The 20,374-nt window shown below is 42.5% G+C and carries 22 protein-coding genes; all 22 read right to left on the bottom strand.

Annotated elements, in window-relative coordinates; genetic code table 11:
* Window positions 1-12: 12 nt before the first annotated feature.
* Complete coding sequence (locus M1D30_RS03700) at window positions 13-1,422, bottom strand: hypothetical protein (RefSeq protein WP_248506397.1); 1,410 nt, start codon at window positions 1,420-1,422, stop codon at window positions 13-15.
* A 121-nt stretch (window positions 1,423-1,543) separates the two neighbouring features.
* A complete protein-coding gene (locus M1D30_RS03695) occupies window positions 1,544-2,587 on the bottom strand; it encodes an NAD-dependent epimerase/dehydratase family protein (protein WP_248506395.1) in 1,044 nt (347 codons plus the stop codon).
* A gap of 13 nt (window positions 2,588-2,600) precedes the next feature.
* A complete protein-coding gene (locus M1D30_RS03690) occupies window positions 2,601-3,335 on the bottom strand; it encodes a nucleotidyltransferase family protein (protein ID WP_248506393.1) in 735 nt (244 codons plus the stop codon).
* 5 nt (window positions 3,336-3,340) lie between these two features.
* Window positions 3,341-4,489: a galactokinase family protein gene (locus M1D30_RS03685; protein WP_248506392.1), complete on the bottom strand. Its 1,149-nt coding sequence runs from the start codon at window positions 4,487-4,489 to the stop codon at window positions 3,341-3,343.
* Between the two features lie 80 nt (window positions 4,490-4,569).
* A complete protein-coding gene (locus M1D30_RS03680; protein WP_248506390.1) occupies window positions 4,570-5,862 on the bottom strand; it encodes a DegT/DnrJ/EryC1/StrS aminotransferase family protein in 1,293 nt (430 codons plus the stop codon).
* A 7-nt stretch (window positions 5,863-5,869) separates the two neighbouring features.
* A complete protein-coding gene (locus M1D30_RS03675; protein WP_248506388.1) occupies window positions 5,870-6,385 on the bottom strand; it encodes a VanZ family protein in 516 nt (171 codons plus the stop codon).
* Window positions 6,386-6,621: 236 nt separating this feature from the next.
* Complete coding sequence (locus M1D30_RS03670; RefSeq protein WP_248506386.1) at window positions 6,622-8,343, bottom strand: DUF4838 domain-containing protein; 1,722 nt, start codon at window positions 8,341-8,343, stop codon at window positions 6,622-6,624.
* A 64-nt stretch (window positions 8,344-8,407) separates the two neighbouring features.
* Window positions 8,408-8,548 (bottom strand): DUF6016 domain-containing protein, encoded by a 141-nt coding sequence (locus tag M1D30_RS13780; protein ID WP_371874165.1) that lies wholly within the window; start codon window positions 8,546-8,548, stop codon window positions 8,408-8,410.
* Between the two features lie 8 nt (window positions 8,549-8,556).
* A complete protein-coding gene (locus M1D30_RS03665; protein WP_248506384.1) occupies window positions 8,557-9,666 on the bottom strand; it encodes a nucleotidyltransferase family protein in 1,110 nt (369 codons plus the stop codon).
* Window position 9,667: 1 nt separating this feature from the next.
* On the bottom strand, window positions 9,668-10,306 hold the full coding sequence (locus M1D30_RS03660) for a sugar transferase (protein ID WP_248506374.1): 639 nt from the start codon (window positions 10,304-10,306) through the stop codon (window positions 9,668-9,670).
* 3 nt (window positions 10,307-10,309) lie between these two features.
* Entirely contained in the window at window positions 10,310-10,990 is a 681-nt protein-coding gene (locus M1D30_RS03655; RefSeq protein WP_248506372.1) for a PIG-L deacetylase family protein, read from the bottom strand.
* A gap of 1 nt (window position 10,991) precedes the next feature.
* Window positions 10,992-11,948, bottom strand: coding sequence for a GNAT family N-acetyltransferase (locus tag M1D30_RS03650; protein ID WP_248506370.1), 957 nt, complete (start codon window positions 11,946-11,948; stop codon window positions 10,992-10,994).
* A 2-nt stretch (window positions 11,949-11,950) separates the two neighbouring features.
* Window positions 11,951-13,003: a ketoacyl-ACP synthase III gene (locus M1D30_RS03645; RefSeq protein WP_248506368.1), complete on the bottom strand. Its 1,053-nt coding sequence runs from the start codon at window positions 13,001-13,003 to the stop codon at window positions 11,951-11,953.
* A 13-nt stretch (window positions 13,004-13,016) separates the two neighbouring features.
* Complete coding sequence (locus M1D30_RS03640; protein ID WP_248506366.1) at window positions 13,017-13,445, bottom strand: hypothetical protein; 429 nt, start codon at window positions 13,443-13,445, stop codon at window positions 13,017-13,019.
* 23 nt (window positions 13,446-13,468) lie between these two features.
* A complete protein-coding gene (lpdA, locus tag M1D30_RS03635) occupies window positions 13,469-14,755 on the bottom strand; it encodes a dihydrolipoyl dehydrogenase (protein WP_248506364.1) in 1,287 nt (428 codons plus the stop codon).
* A gap of 1 nt (window position 14,756) precedes the next feature.
* Window positions 14,757-15,464: a lipoate--protein ligase family protein gene (locus tag M1D30_RS03630; RefSeq protein WP_248506362.1), complete on the bottom strand. Its 708-nt coding sequence runs from the start codon at window positions 15,462-15,464 to the stop codon at window positions 14,757-14,759.
* Complete coding sequence (locus tag M1D30_RS03625) at window positions 15,464-16,342, bottom strand: thiamine pyrophosphate-dependent dehydrogenase E1 component subunit alpha (protein ID WP_248506360.1); 879 nt, start codon at window positions 16,340-16,342, stop codon at window positions 15,464-15,466. Before M1D30_RS03625 ends, M1D30_RS03630 begins: the two co-directional genes overlap by 1 nt.
* 13 nt (window positions 16,343-16,355) lie before the next feature.
* Complete coding sequence (locus M1D30_RS03620; RefSeq protein ID WP_248506358.1) at window positions 16,356-17,333, bottom strand: alpha-ketoacid dehydrogenase subunit beta; 978 nt, start codon at window positions 17,331-17,333, stop codon at window positions 16,356-16,358.
* 8 nt (window positions 17,334-17,341) lie between these two features.
* Complete coding sequence (locus M1D30_RS03615; RefSeq protein WP_248506356.1) at window positions 17,342-18,088, bottom strand: SDR family NAD(P)-dependent oxidoreductase; 747 nt, start codon at window positions 18,086-18,088, stop codon at window positions 17,342-17,344.
* A complete protein-coding gene (locus tag M1D30_RS03610; RefSeq protein WP_248506354.1) occupies window positions 18,088-18,321 on the bottom strand; it encodes an acyl carrier protein in 234 nt (77 codons plus the stop codon). Before M1D30_RS03610 ends, M1D30_RS03615 begins: the two co-directional genes overlap by 1 nt.
* A 19-nt stretch (window positions 18,322-18,340) precedes the next feature.
* A complete protein-coding gene (locus M1D30_RS03605; RefSeq protein ID WP_248506352.1) occupies window positions 18,341-19,159 on the bottom strand; it encodes a glycosyltransferase in 819 nt (272 codons plus the stop codon).
* A gap of 238 nt (window positions 19,160-19,397) precedes the next feature.
* A complete protein-coding gene (locus tag M1D30_RS03600; RefSeq protein WP_248506350.1) occupies window positions 19,398-20,363 on the bottom strand; it encodes a glycosyltransferase in 966 nt (321 codons plus the stop codon).
* Between the last annotated feature and the right edge of the window lie 11 nt (window positions 20,364-20,374).

Here is a 20,374-nt window from a genome sequence, read left to right as displayed (position 1 = left end):
ATATTGATACTTCTACATCACCCCAACTCTCTCAAACATCCTCCTAAACGCCTTATTCGGATTCTCCTTCACAATCTCCTCCGCAACCTCTCTCGCAATCTTTTCACACTCAGGCGAAGAGTTGTAAAGCCTCCTTATCCAACCAGCGAAATGGTCATAGTCATCACCGCGCTTGCATTCTGGAGCACGTCGCTTCATCCGCTCAATGATGTCCTGCGCCACCAGCCTTTGGTCAGCCTCTGACATATACTTGGCATATTTCTCCAGATTCTCCTCCGCATTATATGAGGTATGCATGCAGAACTTCACCAAATGGTCATACATCTTCCGCTCCATGTAAATCTGTGCTTCCACATCATCGTAATCATGCACAAACACCTCATCTGCATCACGGATGGTATCATCAATGAAAGCATCCCATTCCTCCTTCGTCATTTCCTTTTGGAGTCGGTCGAAGTACACATGTTTCCTGTCAGTCTTCTTAAATTGATCCTTACATACTTCAATGGTCTTGTCACGGTCATTTATCAGATCAAGAATTGCAAGAATCTTTCCCGAATAGCCGTAGAGACCAGCACGAGTAAGATTATCGATGTCAGCAACTTTGAGAGCTTCGTCATACATCTTCCACTCCGTCAGCATATCCACATAAAGCAGTCTCAATTCTTCATTCTTATCTTTGTTGGCTTCCATCGCAGCAATAGCTTCATTGCGCTTCCCCATCTTATCCAGAAACCGAACCATTTTCTCCAGATACGGTTTGCGGAAGTAACCACCTCGTGTGTTATCCACTTTCTTCTGAAGCCATGCGATATATCGCTTCGGTGACAGCACCTTCGCCTGCGCATCCTCCAGAAACTCGTCCATTCTACAGATATGGGTCTTCTTGAAGGGCTTGCATTCTGCAACAATCTCTTTCATTATACCTCTCTGGGAGTCATCATCGATGTCCTCTCCCGTAACAAGCAGGTCGATAAGCATAGCCTTTGCCCTGGCCATCACGTCACGAAGACCTTCACGACGTAGTGCCCAAATCTCACCGTATTGTTCTCCATACGGATGGTCAGCCTCATATTCAGCACAAGTCAGTGTCATCACATATCGGGCAATCTCAGCAGCATCCAGCAAACTCCCTTCTTTCAGTTTCTCATCCGCCAGATTCATCATCCGAGAAAGATCTACTGCGATAGCGCCCCAGTCGAAACCATCACCATTCTTGATACCTGCTGGCGTTGGGTGCATCAGACATTGCTGAACCATTGAGCGATAGTCATCTTTCTCTGGCCTCCAGAACTCATTGACCAATGCCATAGCCAGCTCTTCATGCTCCTGCGCATAAGAACAACAAAAGTCATAAAACACATCATTTGGAATCTGCTCTATGACCTGTGTAAGTTTGGATGACAAATCGCTGTTGTTCATTTGATATCCATTTCTTAAAACCGACAAGTGGCCATATCACTATTGGAAGTTGCTCTCAAACCAATAGCTCAATGACCGACTTGTCTGTATCTTGCTACTTGCTAAATTCGTTCGATTACCATCATTTGTGGCCATAGAACTCCTTATACCATTCCGCAAACTTCCTCAATCCCTCCCTCAACGTTATCTTTGGTGTAAATCCGAAGTCACGTTCTAGGGCTGTAGCATCGGCATAGGTGGTGGGGACATCACCAGGCTGCATGGGGACGAGTTGCTTATGTGCCTCGAAGTCGAAATCTGGGGGAAGGACACCGGCACGAACCAATTCTTCTTGCAGGATGTTTACAAAATCCAGCAGGTTCTCTGGCTGGCCACCACCTATGTTATAGACTGCATATGGAGGGATGGGCAGGCCATCTTCACCCTTCTTGCGCTCTGGAGCACCTTGCATCACTCGATAAACACCCTCTACGATATCATCGACGTAAGTGAAGTCACGACGGCAATTGCCGTAGTTGAATATCTGGATGGTCTCGCCTTTCAGCAGTTTGTTGGTAAAACCGAAGTATGCCATATCAGGACGACCGGCAGGGCCATATACCGTAAAAAAGCGCAAGCCTGTTGTGGGAATGTCATACAACTTTGAATAGCAGTGGGCAAACAACTCATTGCTTTTCTTGGTGGCTGCGTAGAGCGACACTGGATTATCCACACGGTCATCCGTGCTAAATGGCACCTTTTTATTGCCACCATAGACAGAACTTGAAGAAGCATATACCAGATGCTCTACAGGGTTATGCCTGCACGCCTCCAGTATGTTATAGAAGCCTATCATGTTGCTCTGTATATAGGCATCAGGATTGGTGATGCTATAACGTACACCAGCCTGAGCAGCTAGGTTCACCACCACATCAAAGTGGTACTTCTCAAACAGTCCATCAATCAGTGCTTTGTCAGCCAAATCGCCCTTAACGAACTCGTAGTTCAGCGTGGAGGGTTTAGCTTTTTCAATCACACTGAGGCGATAATCTTTCAGTGTAGGATCATAATAATCATTCAGATTATCCAAGCCCACAATGGTACCTTCGCTCAGTTCCTTGAACAAACGTAGCACCAAGTTCGAACCAATAAATCCGGCACTTCCCGTAACTAATATTGTCTTCATGAAATCGTTTTCGTTACTTACCGTATTTCTCGACGGCCTCGTAATACGTATCGAGGCTACCAATGTCAAAACGCCCGGCACTCATGGGCCAAGCATGCATAGTGGTATGCTCCACCATATAGTGGGCGAGATTGCCTGGTGCATCCTTGCCACAGCCATCCTCAACAGAATGACGTATCAAGTCGAGATCCTTCTTTAGATAGATATAAAAAGGTGGTACTGCCCAGTGGCTCTTTGGCACTTGCGGTTTCTCTTCCATACCCAGCACCCGGTGGTTCTCATCAAGTTCCACCACACCCGTGCGCTGAAGTTTCTCTATCGAGGGTTGCTCATGACACATGATGCAACTCGTCTGTTTCTCTTTTGCGAAGTCTACAAACTCTTGGAACGAGAAAAACAGCAGATTATCCGCTGCCACTACTAACAAATCATCATCAATCTGGAGTTTATCCATTGCAAACAACAAATCGCATACAGCTCCTAGGCGAGTGTCATTAGTCTCTGTCCCATCATCAACGATGGTAATAGGCTTGCTATAATGCAAATCCTTCTTCCAATCTTCGAAGATACCTGCGAACTTATGATTCGTAATAATGATATGTTCATCAATCTCAGGAATACTGTCAATATCATCCAACATCCTTCCCAAGATGGTATTCTCTCCAATCTTCAGCAATGGTTTTGGGAAGTTCTTAGTCAACTCTCCTAACCTCGTTGCATATCCCGCTGCAATAACTATATTCTTCATAACTGTCAATCTTCAACAAATCTTGCCCCATCATCCGGCTTCACCCAGAACACTTGGAATGTTTTTTCATATTCGGGGAACTGTTCCAGATACTTCTCTGTGAGCACCTTCTGAATATCCTCCTTATAGGCAGGATCTACGAGGGCGATACAAGCGCCTTTGAAGCCTGCGCCAGAGAAACGACCACCATACACGCCTGGCAACTGACGCATAATCTCGTATATAGCAATCAGTTCAGGTGAACCACACTCATAGTTATGGATGCTGCTTTCACATGAGTCAAATGACAGTTTTCCGAACAGCTTCATATTGCCCGTTTCCCATGCTGTCACTCCCTGACGCACACGGCGGTACTCACTATAAAAATGTTCTGCACGACGAGCAAACCTCGCTGGCATAGCGATCTTCGTCTTTTCAAATGTTGCCTTGGGAATATCCCGCAAGAACGTCTTGTCAAACGTCTTCAGCGGCTGTTCCGTATAGGCCAGCATATTCCAAGCCGCCGTCTTGCACTCATAGACACGCAGATTATAATCCGAATTCACAAGGCTTCTTGTCAGTCCAGAGAAGAAAATACCAATCTCAAACTCCAGCATGTCAGGATTGCGTTTGATGATACGCCAGTCGTTGCTGTCACAGTCGAGGAACAACAGGCCATCCTTCTTGCCAAGGGCAATACACGCCTGGTCCAGCAAACCATTATTCAGACCGATGTACTCCCGTTCAGCCTCTGAAGCGATTTTTACAACCTCAAACGGCTGTAGAATCATATCGTTTGCTTTAGCAAAAGCCATCACGTATGCAATTAGCACGGCTGCACTGGATGATAATCCACCAACAGGCAGACTACCTTGAATGACTCCCTCGATACCATACTTCAGTTCAAACCTTTTGCGAAGAGCATACTTAGCACCACGGGCATAATCTCCCCAATGGTGTTCTTTCACTTGTGAAGGCTTGTCGATTTCAAATTCAACATCACCCTCAAACGTCCTCGATGTCAGTTTGACGGTACTATCCTTCCGCACATTGAACCAAAGGTCAACTCCCTTGTCAATCGCAAACCCTGTCACCAATCCATGCTGATGATCCACATGTGCCCCCAGTGGGCAAACCCTATAAGGGCTGAAAATATGAAATTGATACTTTTCCATTGTAGATTATTGCTTATGTTTTCCCCACTGAGGTACGAACAAGTAGCTACAAAATTGCCAGATTACACTCAGGATAATCTTCATCCGATGATGTTTTCCTTTATTGTCTCAACAATGTATTTCACATCATCATCACTGACGTATGGACCTGCAGGGAGACACATACCAACCTTGAACAATGCTTCAGATACGCCATTAACGTATGCGGGAACATCCTTATAGCAAGGCTGCTTGTGCATTGGCTTCCATACTGGACGTGCTTCAATCTGCGCCTTGTCGAGTGCTACGCGCATAGCTTCTACGTTAGCATTGGGTTCACAGTCGGTGTGAGCAGACTCTGCTGCATGGATGACACCGGCAGCACCTCCTACTGCACCAGTCACGATAGTCTTATAAGCATCCTCCTGTCCCTTTACCTTCACATCCTCATCTATAGTGATAGTGCACAGCCAGTAATTTGAGTCATAATCACCGTTGTTAGGCTGAGAGTGAACATGTACTCCTGGCACATCAGACAACAACTCCTCGTACATCTTCTGCACGTGCTTATGGTGAGCAAGGTGGTCATTCACCACCGTCATCTGTCCCCTACCGATACCAGCACAGATGTTACTCATACGATAGTTATAACCTATCTTCTCGTGCTGATAGTACGGATAGCTCTCACGATACTGCGTAGCATACATCATAATCTCACGCCACTCATCATCATTCGCCGTAATCAGCGCACCACCACCAGAGGTCGTAATCATCTTGTTACCATTGAACGACAGTACACCATATTTACCGAATGTACCAAGCACCTGCCCTTTGTACTTTGAGCCAAAGCCTTCAGCAGCATCCTCCACTACAGGAATCCCGTACTTGTTGGCAATCTCCATGATGCGGTCAGCCTTATACGGCATACCATACAGAGCTACTGGCACAATAGCAGCAGGTTTCTTGCCCGTCTTGGCAATACGGTCTTTGATGGCCTCTTCCAGCAGTTCCGGGTCGATGTTCCATGTATCAGGCTCTGAATCCACGAGCACCGGTGTAGCTCCAAGATAAGTCACAGGATGCGTCGAAGCACAAAACGTAAACGACTGCACGATCACTTCATCACCCGGCTTCACACCGCAGTTCAACAATCCCAGATGCACCGCAGCAGTACCTGCCGACAACGCCACCACACGCTTGTTTTCAAGCGCAGGTCTAACTGTGAACTCTGAACTATGAACTATGAACTGTTCCAGGTCTTTTTCAAACCCATTCACATTCGGGCCAAGAGGTACTACCCAGTTCGTATCGAATGCTTCTTTCACGTACTTTTGTTCCATTCCGTCCTCGCTCATATGAGCCAGGCACAGATAAATTCTCTTTCTTTCAGCCATATTTATATTATTTACTTGTTTTAACCATTAACCTTGAACCCTTAACCAGAATGTATCCCACGATACATCCAATGGTATTATGCATCACATCATCAAATTCCGCAAACCCCTTCTTAAACACAAACTGAAGGATTTCTATTAAACTAGACAGGCAGAAACCTATTAGTAGTGCATACCACCATTTCAGATCTTTAATGCCTGCACCTAATAATAACCCTATTGGCACAAACACCACTACATTCATGATGTTCTCAACAAATAGCTCCGGCTTCTCATAACTCCAAAAGAGGGTAAAATTATACTCTCTTGAAACTTTTGTTGCTCGACATATTATAGTAGAATAATAAATCAAAACAGTAAATTCTATGAGAATTAGCCTCGCAATATATTGCCCAGCTTGTTTACCTTTCCATACCAAAAAGACAACTAACCCAACACATAATATCGACAACGCCCCCTCATAAAACCCATGGGGTATATCATTGATAAGCGATAAAATATAAGTTTTAAACTCTTTTCTCACCTTACCAGCTATACTTAAAATGCCCAGCTTACTTATATTAGATACTTAATCGACATAATTGTTTCGGATTCCAATACATTCAACATGCTTTGACTTATAACCTCAGGATTATTCTGTAGATTCACACCTTGCCTTAGCCACTGATATACCTTAGCCTTTCTGGTCAACTCATCAAATATCATTTTATATTAATCATATTTGAACTATTTCACTAATTTTTTACTACGATCTTAATTCTACTTATGAGATACAAAATCATCCAGGGTCTGCTTTTCTCTTGGTCTTGTGTTATATTTGCGCATCAACATTATAAGTTCATCCCATGTTCCATCCTGAAGAGATTTGTCTCTATGTCGCATACATTGAAGAAATAAAGGTTGCATACGGACGCGCTCTACTCTTTCACTTACATCCTTGCTATCGGCCAATCGCCTCGCATCATCTAAAAGTGCGAAAGACTGATGAAGAAACTCATCTGTGTATATCGCATGATTTTCTCGGATATAAAAACCAAAGTGCACATCTGGCTCTACTAACGACTGGCATAGATTATAGTACTCCATAACCCGATGGGCGGCTTTTCCGTAATAACCGTTAATAAAGATACTTACTAGCGAGTCTGTGTCCTGATCCGGATTCCATAACAGCTGGGTAACCGTCCACGATTTCATCTCCTCAAACTCAGCACCTAAAGACTGATATTGTGCCTCCTCAAAAACACCTATTGCTTTGTTATCACGATATGCACGTATATTGGGGGCAAGAACATGGAAATTAGGCCAAGGTGCCACATACTGAGCAAAATCCACTATATAGTCCCAGATGAAAAGATGTGGTGCAATAGCAGCCCACCCGCGTAGGTCACTTTCATACCCTTCATTCTGTGGACAACCAGACAAAAGAGGATGGGCAAAACAGCATTCAGCACTACACAATCGGATAACTACATTCTCACGCGGTACAATATTCACAGGTGGCTTGCGTGAATAATGGTATGCGAAAGTACCTACATACTTATCTGGAAATTCTTCGCGTACTGCGTCTGCAACTTGGTTGACAAACCATACGATAAGACCAGAATGCCCTCCATATTTATCCTCAATGGCTGTACACTGTTTGCACTGACAAAAATTGAGGTTATCATTCTGGGAAAGACTATAGATTCGGTATCCTGAATTGTCATGCATCACCTTTCGGAGTCGTTGTTTGCACAATTCCAAAACATCGGGGTTGGAAAGACATAATTGTTCATTTTGTGACAAGCGCTTACCTTCCCGTAGGCTAAAATATTCTGGATTGCTTTGATAGAACTCATGCACAGGAATCAGCCGCCCCATGGTGTGGTGACTCCAATAGCCCTCTTGATTACCATACTCATTAGTGGCAGGGCCGCGCATATTCTCCTTGTTATGAGCACTCCACGCAGGTTTATTTTGAGTAACGTAATAGAAATTATATCGATAAGGGATTGCAGGACTCTCGTGGTGGTTTAACAGCGGTAGTTTCCATCGTTTCCGCTGTGGTACTATCGTACAGTCTGGTGCAAGCCAATGTACCCCAAGTTCTTTCTCTAAAAAAGTAAACACGCCATACATAGTACCACGTTGACTTCCTCCCCAAATAAGAAGATTCCCTCCAACACTTTGATAATAAAAACCCTCATCATCATCTGCAGGTTTGGGCTTTCCTGTCAATTCCGCCACCTTGGATGAATAACCTACGAATATGCTATTACTGAGATTATTTACATCCGATGTGATAGGGAGACGCGTTCCGCTGATTTGATAAAGATAATCCTGCAATTCTTTTGCTGCTGTCTGTTCTGATACAGAGGCTTCAGATGTAACTACTATTTTATAATCGCTCTTCCCGTTCTTGAACAACCAGTTTGCTGCAATCACATTATGGGCAGTCAGTAGAATCATCACAACACCCAATACTCTCATAATCATATTCATAAATTGTCTTTTCGCTTTCCCCAACTGTAAAGCCGTATTTTCCATAAAGGAAACCAAAACACTTCTAAAGGATAGTGAAGAGCACATTAAACATCCACATTGACAAATTCTCTGAAGAATTACGTAATTCCATCGTTTGCCTCAGACGGGGATTCGCCCTCGCTTGTCTTGTCAGAATGTCAAAAAGCTGTTCATCAATAAGCATATAGTAATTTACTCCCCTCTAACTACACTTTGCAGCCCATTAAATACTATGCTAGTGAAAAACCTCAAAGAGTCAAGTGGAAATATAAAACCGTGACGCATGAGATCACCACACCTACGTCCAAACGAATAAACTTTCCTCATTAAATACGGCTTCGCAAGATTGCTATTATCTCGATTATGACCCATATTTCCTACTTCCATCACAAACTTGCAAATTCTCTTTGCCTTACGACTCCATTTCCGAGAAGAAGAATAGAATGGCATTGCATCAGCTGGTATACCCAGAAAATCAACAGCTAATGCAGCAAATGCTTTCCATTCAGACATCAGACCAGCACTCTTAATCCGAGATTCTAAAAATCCATAATTCAGTGAATCCTTGTACGTCCATAGTAATCTACACCAGTCACATACCTGTCTCAAGCCCAAGCCTTCCTTAAAGAAGTGCTGTAGCATGTGTGTAAACACATAAACTACATCTTCGTTTGCATTTGGCAGAAGCACTTGTGTACTGCCATTCATCCATGAACGAACCTTTCCCTCAAAGAAAACGGCTTTCTTAACTTCGTCAAGTACTCTTTCTACATTGGATGATAAACCGCTATACATTGTCCCATGCAGTTCCACCACAAAGCCGTCGATTGTCATTCCCAGATGCTTCTCTCTCTCATATTCCTTGTCAACAGAGGAGGCTATTGGCATTAATACTTCCTTTGCTCGATTATAGTTTTCATCGCTCAAAAATAAATCCACATCTCCGCACGAACGCCAAAGTGGTTTCTCATAGCATTGTGCAATCCCCTGTCCTTTTACCAACAAAGTATAGACACCGTGCTTGCGCAAGTTTTCAATCAACTTCGCCACAAAGCTATTCATAGCCTTGTTCTGCTGCTCCAGCACCTGTACTTCCCCTATCCACTGCAGTAATAGCGTTTGTGGAGGCTTTGCGCCTAAAGACTCTAATCCTGAGAGTACCAATCCAGAAACGGACTGTTCCTGAGCTAATCTATAAATCTCAGTCCAATCCGTAGTTTCATCAATCCGTAAATCCAGATTTCCGTCGTTCCACAGACCAACCCGAACTAACGCAAAGAATATATCCTGACTATTATTCACCTTATACCTCTCCCAGCTCCTTTGGTTCTTCAAAATCAGTCTTACCGCAAGTCCTTAATATTATCAACCATGCTGTCTTTAACACCAAATGTATATCATTCCAGAAAGACCTGTGATTAACATAGTACATTTCCAGTTTAAGCTTCTTAGGCATGAATTCCTTTTCGTATGATTCTTCATCCTCATACAGTTCTCCATGTGTATAATCATACAAGCTTGCTGTGCTGGTCAAACCTGGCTTTACATCAAGGATATGTACTAACTCTCCCACATATACCTTATCTGCATTTTCTTTATCCTCTGGGCGCGGGCCTACAACTGTCATATCTCCTTTTAAGATGTTCACCACCTGGGGCATCTCGTCAATCTTAGTCTTACGGATAAACTGCCCAAAGGGGAAGATGCGTTCGTCGTTACCTAAAGTTGTCAAACGCACTTTACCACTATCCACTCTCATAGAGCGGAACTTATAGCATTTAAACAATTTGCCATCTTTCCCCACTCTCTCTGCCTTATAGATGGCAGGACCAGGACTGACAATCTTAATAATCAGCCAGCTAATTATATAGATTGGTGAAAAGACAATCAAAAAACAAACTGCAAAGAGAAGATCAAAGCAACGCTTAAAGAATTCGTACATCTTTTAAAATAGTTTTCGTAATAACACAAATTCCTCAGCAGCCAGCAAACCGACCTTCAAGCCCGCTGCCTTATCTATTTCTCTAAGATGTTGTACCGAACGAGGATGAGGATATTCACGAAGTTCAGTAGAATAGCAAGCAAATGCCTTATATTTTTGCTCTGCATATTGCCCTATATCCACAAACACATTAGGCATAAACATCGTGTCTGCCTTATTGGGTGTCCATTCTGTAGAAGATGGCACGCGGTAGCAGTACAATTCCTTCACCACCTGCCCCATCACAGGTCGCACTGCAACCAGCGTACTCTTATACACATTCTGATGGTCACAATTAACATCACCCCAGAAATGTGTAAAAACTATGTCAGGCTGTACCTTGTCAATCACATCTTCAATCACCTGATTAATTCTAATATGAGGGGTTGTGTCTAATTTCATATCAGGCAGCTCGCCATAATAAACACCACGGACTCCCAAAACATCTGCACAATTACGTGTCTCTTTCTTTTTAGCTTCAATTATCTCTGCCAAATGGTCAGAGTCTCGATATTGTGATGAACTGCCGTCAGTTACAATAAGGACATCAACCACACAACCATCCTTAACCAATTTGGCTATCGTACCACCCATCCCAAGAACTTCATCATCTGGATGGGCTACTATAACTAATACATTTTTCATTTCACAACAAATCGTAGTTTGAGAGATTCACATCCCAATTTGACTGATTAAAGAAAGCCTCTTTACTAATAGCTTCCTTATCTATAATTGCACCGGTAAAATTAAAATCCTTCGGCTCAAACTTTTTTGGTATTTTCACCATGCCATAATGGCTAAAAGGCAAATCACCGACATATAGCAAGAGGTCAAATCGATTTTCTTCATTTCTTACGATATAGTTAACAGCCTTGCAAAAATTCTTTGCTGATTTATTAAACACATCAATAAGAAATGCAGTTCTTATTCCATCATAATTCATAATTTTATATGCGAACTGACATCCTTTATCACCTGCTACTACATAGTTGGCGTCTGCCCTCTTATAGCGAGTTGCATTATAGCTGTCACTTTCTTTCTCTATTGTAAAATCATGCAAATCTCTCGATGCGAATAATGAACTTATAGATATCCATAACCTACAGAATAGAATTGAAACAATATTAAAAATCGTCATAGAAGGTTTAATGCCACCAATACGATATGGTAAGCAATATGTTTTTAGCTTACCTATGTCTTTCATAAATTTCAATTTCGTGAAAAGTGTGTATGAGTTGTCATTGGGGAATCCATAAACAGCTTTTGCCCCAATTTCCTCAGAAACTCTAAACGATTCTTTACTCGTATCGTAAAAATTTTCTATTCCACGGTGATTTTTGTCAACCATAGTATCCACACTACACACAAAGAGCAATTTCTTGCCATTTATAGTATAGTAAGCAGGAATCATGGTGTTTGATGAGATTATCTCACCATCATTATCACCTATGGTATGGTAAGAATAACCGAGAGGATTATTCAGAAACTGCCTATCAAACTCTTCCAATGTTCGCTTTTCATCGAAAGTTTCATTATATAGTTTGATAAGACTTTCCTTCTCCTCTCTGGATAATTCTATAGTTTTTTTTGTATAAAACTTCATGTTTATAGGTCTTTCTCAATTACACCAAAATTCTTCAATCCTTTCAGTGAAATATCTGCAATGCCTGAAGCCAATCCGGCTCCCATACCAATCATAAAGATATGATTAACGGGCTCTGATAGTTCTGAAGATATTGTCATTGGAATAGACACTGAAGAAGTATTACCATACTTATTCATACAAACCGGCATCTGGGTCTTATGGTCAAAGCCAATAGCCTTTGCCAACTTTTTCAGCATGAAATGATTTGCTTGATGAAGAACCAACTTATCATACTCTTCACCACTAGTCTCCAACTCATCCATAAAGGCATTGGCAATCTCAGGAACCACATCAACCACATAGTCAAACACGGCACGACCATTCATATACATATCGATGAACCTACGCTTGCCGCCATCTTCCCATACCTGATAATCCAGATACTCTTTCTTCAATGGATAACGCATACCCAACTTCACGGTAATAGCATCACGATTGCTACCATCACTCATAAAGGTGAAATGCCAATCAGGAGCGCTCGCATCAGGAGTCACCACTGTTGCCGTACCGGCATCACCGAACAGTAAAGCCGTACTCTTGTCCCATTGAGAAACGTACTTGGAGTTAATGTCACCATCCAGTAGCAACACCTTCTTCTGCATGTTCTGTGCAATCAATGCAGCATTCCACAGACCAAACACATAGCCAGGGCACGCATGATTGATATCTAGTGTGGCCACATCCTTTCCCAGTCCAAGCAAATGCTGAGCGTATGTTGAGTTATTGGGCATTAGAAAGTCTGGAGTCAATGTGACGTAAATAACGGCTCCAATATCTTCTTTCTTCACGCCACCTTCTGCAAAAATCTTTTCTGCAGCGGCAACGCACATATCCATACTGGTGGTTTCCTCCTTAACGGCAACATGGCGCTCCAATACACCCAATGCCTTAAGGGTGGATGTCATATCCTCTTCAAAATGGCTCCTGGCGAACTCAAGGTTATCTACTTTATTCTCGGGAACGCAGGCTGCAATAGCCTCCATTCTTACTCCCTTAATTGTACTAATATTCATATCCGTCCTTTCCTTACTTATGATTTGCAATCCATTCGTCAATATCCTGAGTCTTGATAATTCCATCCTTCTGAATCAAGGTGATATCAACACCTTTTTCTTCAGCATAGGCAATGGCCTTCTTCGATGCATTTACAGAAGCCAGTTTCTTAGCCTTCTGCTTAGCCTCATTTACTTCAGCCAACTTAGCCTTAGCATCATCAAGGTTCTTGAAAATCATACCAGCGCTCTTGCCTACTTCTACCTCGTCCATATCCTCAACATACAAAACAACATATCCGGCAAAATCACACTTGTATTCCTCAGTGGCCTTAGATGTTTCTACACTATAGAGCACTTCACCATCTTCGATGTACTCCAGATTTTCCTTACGAATATCACTAATAGTAACCTTAGTGTCATTCACGTTAATGGTAGGGATAATTAAATCTTTAAATTCCATAATTATATTACTTTTATTTGTTATTATTCAGCTTGATGTACTACTATTTGTATAATCTCATTCAGTGTGGGGTGTGCATGGATAATGTCTTTTGCATCATCAATGGTCACTCCCAGATTCATCATTGTCACGACCTCCTGAATCAGGTCAGAAGCATGTGCACCCATAATATGACAACCTAACATGATTCTCGTTTCGTTGTCAATAATCAGTTTACAGAAGCCATCAGGTTCGCCCATAGCAACAGCCTTTCCTACTGCTCCAAATGGTACTTTAACTGATTTGTAATCCAATTCTTCATCATCACATTGGGCCTCCGTCAAACCAACTGATGCAACCTCAGGGATGGTAAATACGGCAGCGGGTATCAGATTAAACTTGATCTTATCATTCTTGCCTTGAATGTGGTTCAAAGCTCTTGTGCCTTGGAAAGTTGCCACATGCGCCAGCATCATCTTGCCATTCACATCACCAATGGCATAGATACGAGGGACAGAGGTCTGCATATTATCATCCACCTCTATACCTTTTCTGTTATAGGCAATACCAGCGGCTTCTAGATTTAAGTCTGAAGTGTTAGGCGTTCTGCCAACTGCCATCAGCACCTTGTCGCACTCAACATTGTATTCCTGATCTTTCTTCTTATAGGTTACAAAACCTTCCTCATCAATGGCTGTCACCTGGGCATCAGTTTCAATCTTGATGCCTTGCTTGGTAAGCAGCATCTTCAAACGCTTGGATACCTCTGCATCAAAGTTAGGTAGCACCTGTGGTGCATATTCAAGTACAGTTACCTCTACACCAAAACGATGAAGATAAGATGCCATTTCCAATCCAATCACCCCACCACCAATCACACAGATGCTTTCGGGTAATTCTTTCAAGTTCAAAACATCAGTAGATGTAAGAACTATCTCTGAATCTGCACCCGGAATGAGCAGAATGGCAGGCTTAGAACCTGTTGCAATGATAATATCTTTGGCGGTATATACTTCACCATTTACTACTACAGTCTTATCATCTTTGAAACTGGCCTTACCCCCAACAATCGTTATATTGGGATTTTTCAGCAGATAGGCCACACCATTTCTGAGTTGGTTAACTACAGCCTCTTTCCGTGCAGCAACGGCAGCAAAGTCTTCTTTCCCTGCAAAGTGACAGAATGTTTTGGTCGGGATACACCCCTCATTGAGACATACCCCTCCAAGTGTACCGTCATTGATGATGGTCACTTTCATTCCTCGCTTCGCAGCCTCCACAGCGGTTTCGTAGCCGCCTGGGCCTGCTCCTATAATCAATAAGTCTTCCATCCTATATCCTTCCAATAAATGCTGGTGTCAGGTATTCCTGCTCTATCATTTCTATGCTCGAGATTTCCTCCTTTGTGAGTGCTCGTTCTGCTTCACAGAAATACTTCGCCAGATGTGCTTTCAGTTCTTCTACGCTCATCTTGATTCCAAGTTCCTTTAGGTTTGCCACTCGCTGCCTGACGGATGCTATCCCGTGCTTGGTCAGTTTCTGTTTGGGTGGCGTAATGGCTTCCTGCATAGTCTTAATATCCACATCATACAGGAGTGTTCCGTGTACAATGCTCGCCTTCTCTTTTTGAAACAGGGCATTACCGGACACTTTCCTGCAACCAATCAACACATCGTTATGTTCAGACCTTACTGCATCAAATCCAAGTTGCCTCAATGCATCAGCCAACTTTCCTAAATAGTCTTCAAATGCCTTGTCTGCAGTGGTCTTAGGTGTGATATAGGAAACCATAATGTTCCCCTTGTCTGCATACACACACCCGCCGCCACTTTTCCTGCGATAATACTGAATATGTCGGTTCTCACAGTAGTCAACATTCACCTCTGCCTGAAGCACCTGGTTTCGCCCAAAGATAACTGTGGGCTCTACTTGCCAGAGGAAGAACATTTCCTCATCGCAATGTCCCGCCAGATACTCTTCCATCGCCAGATAGAAGGTCAAGCGTCGCTGCCGGGCTTCAGGCAGGGTAATGTTTGTCATCAGTGAGTAGTGCAGTACTGATATACTCGTTCTATTTCAGCAGCAACAGAGGCTTCTATCTCTTTCACTTCTGCCTCCGTGAGTTGCTTGGCCACACTCTTGATGCAGTCATGCTCGTGCCAGTAGTCATCGCGCTCCTTGGGGATGTAGGCTCGTTTGTCGCTCTTGCTGTGACCACAGAAGCGGTGGGTCAGCACCTCCACAAACTGAGGTTCACGTGTCTCACGGACGGCCTTTACTGCCTTGCTCAGCACCTCATAGAGATTGTCAAAATCAGATGCCTCTACTCGGGTATAAGGCAGAGCAAATCCCTTCACACGGTCTTCGAATACCACAAACGGATTGGCTGTCTCCACGGGCGTGCTCATAGCATAACCGTTGTTCTCCAAGATATAGAGCACGGGCAGTTTCATTTCTGCAGCCAAGTTGAAGGCTTCCAATACATACCCCTCGTTCATAGCACCGTCACCAAAGTCCACCACAGAGATAGCATCGGTCTTATCCTGCTTCAAGGCAAAGGCGATACCGGTTGCCACCGTTGCCATACCGCCCGTGATACCATTGGTAAAATAGTTCTTGTAGTACACATGTTGACTGCCACCCAATCCTTTGGCCATACCGTATGGCTTGCCCATAATCTCACCTAGCAGGGTTTCCGGCTTCATGGTCATCATCATCGAGAGTCCGTGAGCGCGATGTCCGCTGCAAAGGTAGTCGTGGTCTATATTCAGCAGGTAACTCAATGCTACAGGAACAGCCTCCTGACCAATGCAGCAGTGGGTAGTACCACGGAGCAATCCCTGGGAGAAGAGTGATTCAATCTTATGCTCCATCTCTCGGATGAGCATCATTCTGTACAATACTTCTTTCTTGTCCATTGTCTTCCCTCCTTTACCAGTTAAGAATTGTTTCCTTGATATCTTCCATCTGTGGCAGTGCCATAGCCTCTGCCTCCTTGGATGTTCCAATGATATGCTGCTTGGCTCCAATGGTCTTGTACTCCGCCATCAGTCCACGCTGTACCATTTGCGAAATCACGGTATCTCCAATGCCAAACGGAATATGACCTTCTTCCACGGTCATAATCTTCTTGCAACCCTTCAGCAGAGAATGCAGCAAGTCAAAGTCCATCGGACTCAGACTGCTAACATCCAGCAGCCTTACAGCCACTTCCTCTTCCATATAGAGGTCGTACATCATCTGGAGCAGCGGATGTATCAGTCCGCCATAACTCACAATCGTTACTTCTGCTTCCTCATCGGGGAAGGATACTTCTGCAATGGGGAAATCACCACCATGATACTTAATTTCAAACGCATCTGCAATCTTCTCTGCTTGGAACATTTTGCGAGTATAATCCAGCTTGTTCTCGGCAAAGATAACTGGCACGCCAAGGTTCATCGACTTGATAAGCAAATCTCCTGGCTCGTGAAGTACAGAAGGAGTAATCACAGCAATGTGAGGCAGTCCCACGTATAGTTTCTCCAAAGACTGTGAGTGTGTAGCTCCATAACCACGATAACCACCCATTGGGTCACGTACCACCAAATGGAGTTTCTTCTCAAAGCCCTCTACAAACTTCGACGCATGGTTCAGTATCTGATCCATGATAAGTGTGGAGAAATCACCGAACATGATTTCGATAATGGGCTTATAGCCCGCTAAGGCCATACCCACACCCATACCGGTGAAGCCCTGTTCTGACATCGGTGTGTTAAGCACCTTGCCAGGATACTTCGTGCTCATTCCCTTGGTGATGGTATAGGCACCTCCATATGGCTCCTCTACATCCTCTCCCAGGAGAAAGCACTTTGGATCAATCAGTAGTCTCTCCAGTCCGTCGATTAATGATTCTTTGTATGTATTCATTCTTAAAATCAAACTAATGAACAGCCTCCATCTATCAGCAACTGGCTACCAGTCATCCACTTAGACGCATCAGAGAGCAGGAATACAATAGCATTAGCTATCTCTTCAGGTTTTCCAAAACGCTTCAGCGGATAGTGAGCCTTCTCCTGCTCCAATTGTTCTGGAGTAATGGAAGTATTGTTGTAAATGTTAGTTTCAGTAATACCCGGATGTACCGTATTCACACGGATACCCCTTGGGGCCAACTCCAAAGCCAAAGATTTCACAAAGCCTACCAATGCAGCCTTCGAGGCACCATATAGACCGTTACCAATAGCACCATTATACACACCACCCATTGATGATGTATAAACAATTGAAGCCTCCTTTTTAATCTTCTTATTCTCAAGCAGAAGCTTGGTCAAATAGATAGGAGCTATGGTATTAATGTTAAGTATACGTTCAATATCAGATTTATCAGCAAATTGCGCCAAGATAGTCTTGATAATACCAGCATTACAAACCACACCTTCCAGTTTTGGCAAGGTATCAATCAATCGCTGCAAATCATCATTATTAGTCAGATTTGCAATAACCATCTGATGACCATCACCCTCAAGACTTTCAAAGGTTGCTTTCAATTGTTCTTCATTCAAGTCGGTAATAGTTACCATAGCGCCCATCTTGGCACAGAGCAGAGCAGTTGCCCTGCCTATACCAGATGCGGCACCAGTCACAAATATTGACTTGCCTTCAATTACAAACGGGCTGTCCATTATCCCTGTTTTTTTGCAATGGTGTCGTACAAATCCTGAACAGTGATGGCATTGCGCAATTCATCAAATGTTAACTGCACACCATAACTCTTCTCTGCCATATTCAACAAAGAAAGACCTATCATGGATGACCACTCGTCCAAGTCACGCATTACTGTCTCAGGGGTTACATCCGCCAACTCTAAATCGTCGAACTGATCAACGAAATTCTCAATAAATTCTTTAATTTTCATAATTCAATAATAAAAGTTGTTATTGTTTACTATATACAAAAGATCTTAGCCACGAAGGTGAAATCATAAGTATAAAAATCGCATACGCATAAAAATATGAAATAAAACCATATCCTAGACCTTTATTAATCATAAGTCGCGCAGATAATTGTTTTTTGGCAGCGTCTATTCCGCTACGACGTTTTTTTATCATATCATCCGTGCTCCGAAATTTAAGAATAACATCCTGAACATTACCCATTTTCACTCCTTTCAATAAACCGTCGTACCACAACAAAGTGTCCTGGTTTTTTTTATAATCAGGACGGTATTTACAACCTGCTTTTTCAAAATAACTCTTCCTAAACAAAACTGCAGGGTGCGATAACGGATTACGCCGTGAAAATCTTTCCACACAAGCATTATGTGTTTCTGGATACTTTAACACCTGTCCTTTGCTTTTACCATTTTTATCAATTACCAAAACAGATCCACCAACAACGTCTATATCCTTGTGCACTTCAAGAAACGCCATCTGTTTTTCAAACCTGTTTCTAACAGAAATATCATCTGCATCCATGCGAGCAATATATTCATACCCTTCTTTGAAGCATATATCTAATAAATCATTTAAAACACATGCAAGGCCACGATTCTCTGAGAACCTTATTATACTCACATGATCCTTTCGATTTATAATGTTAAGATACTTCTCTAAATCATCATTAATAGGGCCATCTACACCTATAAAGATGTGAATATCCCTATAAGTCTGATTAAGGATACTATCTACTGATAAGCTGAGGAATTCTACCTTATCATTCATATAAACAGGTAGTATTACTGCTATTTTATTCATTTCACTTTAACAACATAATAATCCACAATGATCTTCAAAGACACTATAGAAACATTTCTTATCTCTATTTCTGCGGAGGTGTAGATTATAACTCGTGTCTTTATCGAATTCAAATAATGCAAAACACTTTAAATCATCTTTGCGGTATTGCCTGCATCATTTTTGTCTCACCCAAAATTAAGCCACTTCCACACTAGAGCAACTAGGTATAGGTATCAGAAACAATGGATATTCGATATCATTGTCTTAATCTACTGACTATCCAGATTGGGAGCCACAATCTTTTTTCCATGAACCATATTGCAAAATTATGCCTTCTGCTGATATGTTGATAGTCGGTGCACACATCCGAATCTATTTCGCTTTTCATCTTTTGGAGTCTATTCTCAGCCATTCTTTTAAATTTTAAGAACGGATATTTCTGTGCCATTACATATACTGAACTGGCAGCTGCTACCTTTATAAAGGCATTAACTGTACCTCCAAGTTCGACATAATCACCATTCTCTTTAACCTTCTCTCTTAAATCCAGTGGAACATATCCTAAAGGGTCATCCAACTTTGTTTGAGAAAGGCTGTTGTCGTGGAGTAAGCAGTAGTAGGAAACCCCTTCCATAAACCCAATCGTTTTAGCAAAGCGTAAAACCTGATAACTATATATTGCCTCTTCCCCAATCTTGTGATTACTGAATTTTATTTTTTTTTCGATAAGAAATTGTTTCTTAACACACTTTCGAACCCCACCCCATGGCAAACTACCTGTCATCTGAAAACGCAGGAAGTCCATTTTTGGCAAGGTCTTATATGGTGACATATACTCATGTTTAATAACCTGACCTTTTTCATTTACATCCTCTACATCAATATATACGACATCTTCATCGTGTTTCGAAAGACGCTCAAAGTAGTCTAAACTCAATTTGTCGTCTGAATCAACAAACACTATGTATTCTCCCTTTGCCGTTGAAAGGCCATCATTTCTGGCAGCCCCTGCTCCTGCGTTTGACTTGTGTAAAGTACGGACACGACAATCTATAGTGGCATAGTTATCGCATAGCCAACCACTATTGTCTGTGGAGCCGTCGTCTACTAAAATTAATTCGAAGTTACTATAGCTCTGATTCAAAATAGATTCTAAACATCCTTTCAGATATGATTCAGCATTATATACTGGTACTATTACGGAAATAAAAGGGTTATTCATATTCTTTTCTT

It is taken from the genome of Prevotella sp. E15-22 (assembly GCF_023204875.1).
In the GTDB taxonomy this organism is placed as follows: Bacteria; Bacteroidota; Bacteroidia; order Bacteroidales; family Bacteroidaceae; genus Prevotella.
The sequence above is the reverse complement of the archived record's forward strand: the minus strand, read 5'-3'. Positions and strand labels throughout refer to the sequence as shown.

Coding starts and splice junctions, on each gene's coding strand:
- M1D30_RS03700 (WP_248506397.1), bottom strand. CDS start 1,422: ATGAACAACAGCGATTTGTCATCCAAACTTACACAGGTCATAGAGCAG.
- M1D30_RS03695 (WP_248506395.1), bottom strand. CDS start 2,587: ATGAAGACAATATTAGTTACGGGAAGTGCCGGATTTATTGGTTCGAAC.
- M1D30_RS03690 (WP_248506393.1), bottom strand. CDS start 3,335: ATGAAGAATATAGTTATTGCAGCGGGATATGCAACGAGGTTAGGAGAG.
- M1D30_RS03685 (WP_248506392.1), bottom strand. CDS start 4,489: ATGGAAAAGTATCAATTTCATATTTTCAGCCCTTATAGGGTTTGCCCA.
- M1D30_RS03680 (WP_248506390.1), bottom strand. CDS start 5,862: ATGGCTGAAAGAAAGAGAATTTATCTGTGCCTGGCTCATATGAGCGAG.
- M1D30_RS03670 (WP_248506386.1), bottom strand. CDS start 8,343: ATGAATATGATTATGAGAGTATTGGGTGTTGTGATGATTCTACTGACT.
- M1D30_RS13780 (WP_371874165.1), bottom strand. CDS start 8,548: ATGCTTATTGATGAACAGCTTTTTGACATTCTGACAAGACAAGCGAGG.
- M1D30_RS03660 (WP_248506374.1), bottom strand. CDS start 10,306: ATGTACGAATTCTTTAAGCGTTGCTTTGATCTTCTCTTTGCAGTTTGT.
- M1D30_RS03655 (WP_248506372.1), bottom strand. CDS start 10,990: ATGAAAAATGTATTAGTTATAGTAGCCCATCCAGATGATGAAGTTCTT.
- M1D30_RS03650 (WP_248506370.1), bottom strand. CDS start 11,948: ATGAAGTTTTATACAAAAAAAACTATAGAATTATCCAGAGAGGAGAAG.
- M1D30_RS03645 (WP_248506368.1), bottom strand. CDS start 13,003: ATGAATATTAGTACAATTAAGGGAGTAAGAATGGAGGCTATTGCAGCC.
- M1D30_RS03640 (WP_248506366.1), bottom strand. CDS start 13,445: ATGGAATTTAAAGATTTAATTATCCCTACCATTAACGTGAATGACACT.
- lpdA (WP_248506364.1), bottom strand. CDS start 14,755: ATGGAAGACTTATTGATTATAGGAGCAGGCCCAGGCGGCTACGAAACC.
- M1D30_RS03630 (WP_248506362.1), bottom strand. CDS start 15,464: ATGACAAACATTACCCTGCCTGAAGCCCGGCAGCGACGCTTGACCTTC.
- M1D30_RS03625 (WP_248506360.1), bottom strand. CDS start 16,342: ATGGACAAGAAAGAAGTATTGTACAGAATGATGCTCATCCGAGAGATG.
- M1D30_RS03620 (WP_248506358.1), bottom strand. CDS start 17,333: ATGAATACATACAAAGAATCATTAATCGACGGACTGGAGAGACTACTG.
- M1D30_RS03615 (WP_248506356.1), bottom strand. CDS start 18,088: ATGGACAGCCCGTTTGTAATTGAAGGCAAGTCAATATTTGTGACTGGT.
- M1D30_RS03610 (WP_248506354.1), bottom strand. CDS start 18,321: ATGAAAATTAAAGAATTTATTGAGAATTTCGTTGATCAGTTCGACGAT.
- M1D30_RS03605 (WP_248506352.1), bottom strand. CDS start 19,159: ATGAATAAAATAGCAGTAATACTACCTGTTTATATGAATGATAAGGTA.
- M1D30_RS03600 (WP_248506350.1), bottom strand. CDS start 20,363: ATGAATAACCCTTTTATTTCCGTAATAGTACCAGTATATAATGCTGAA.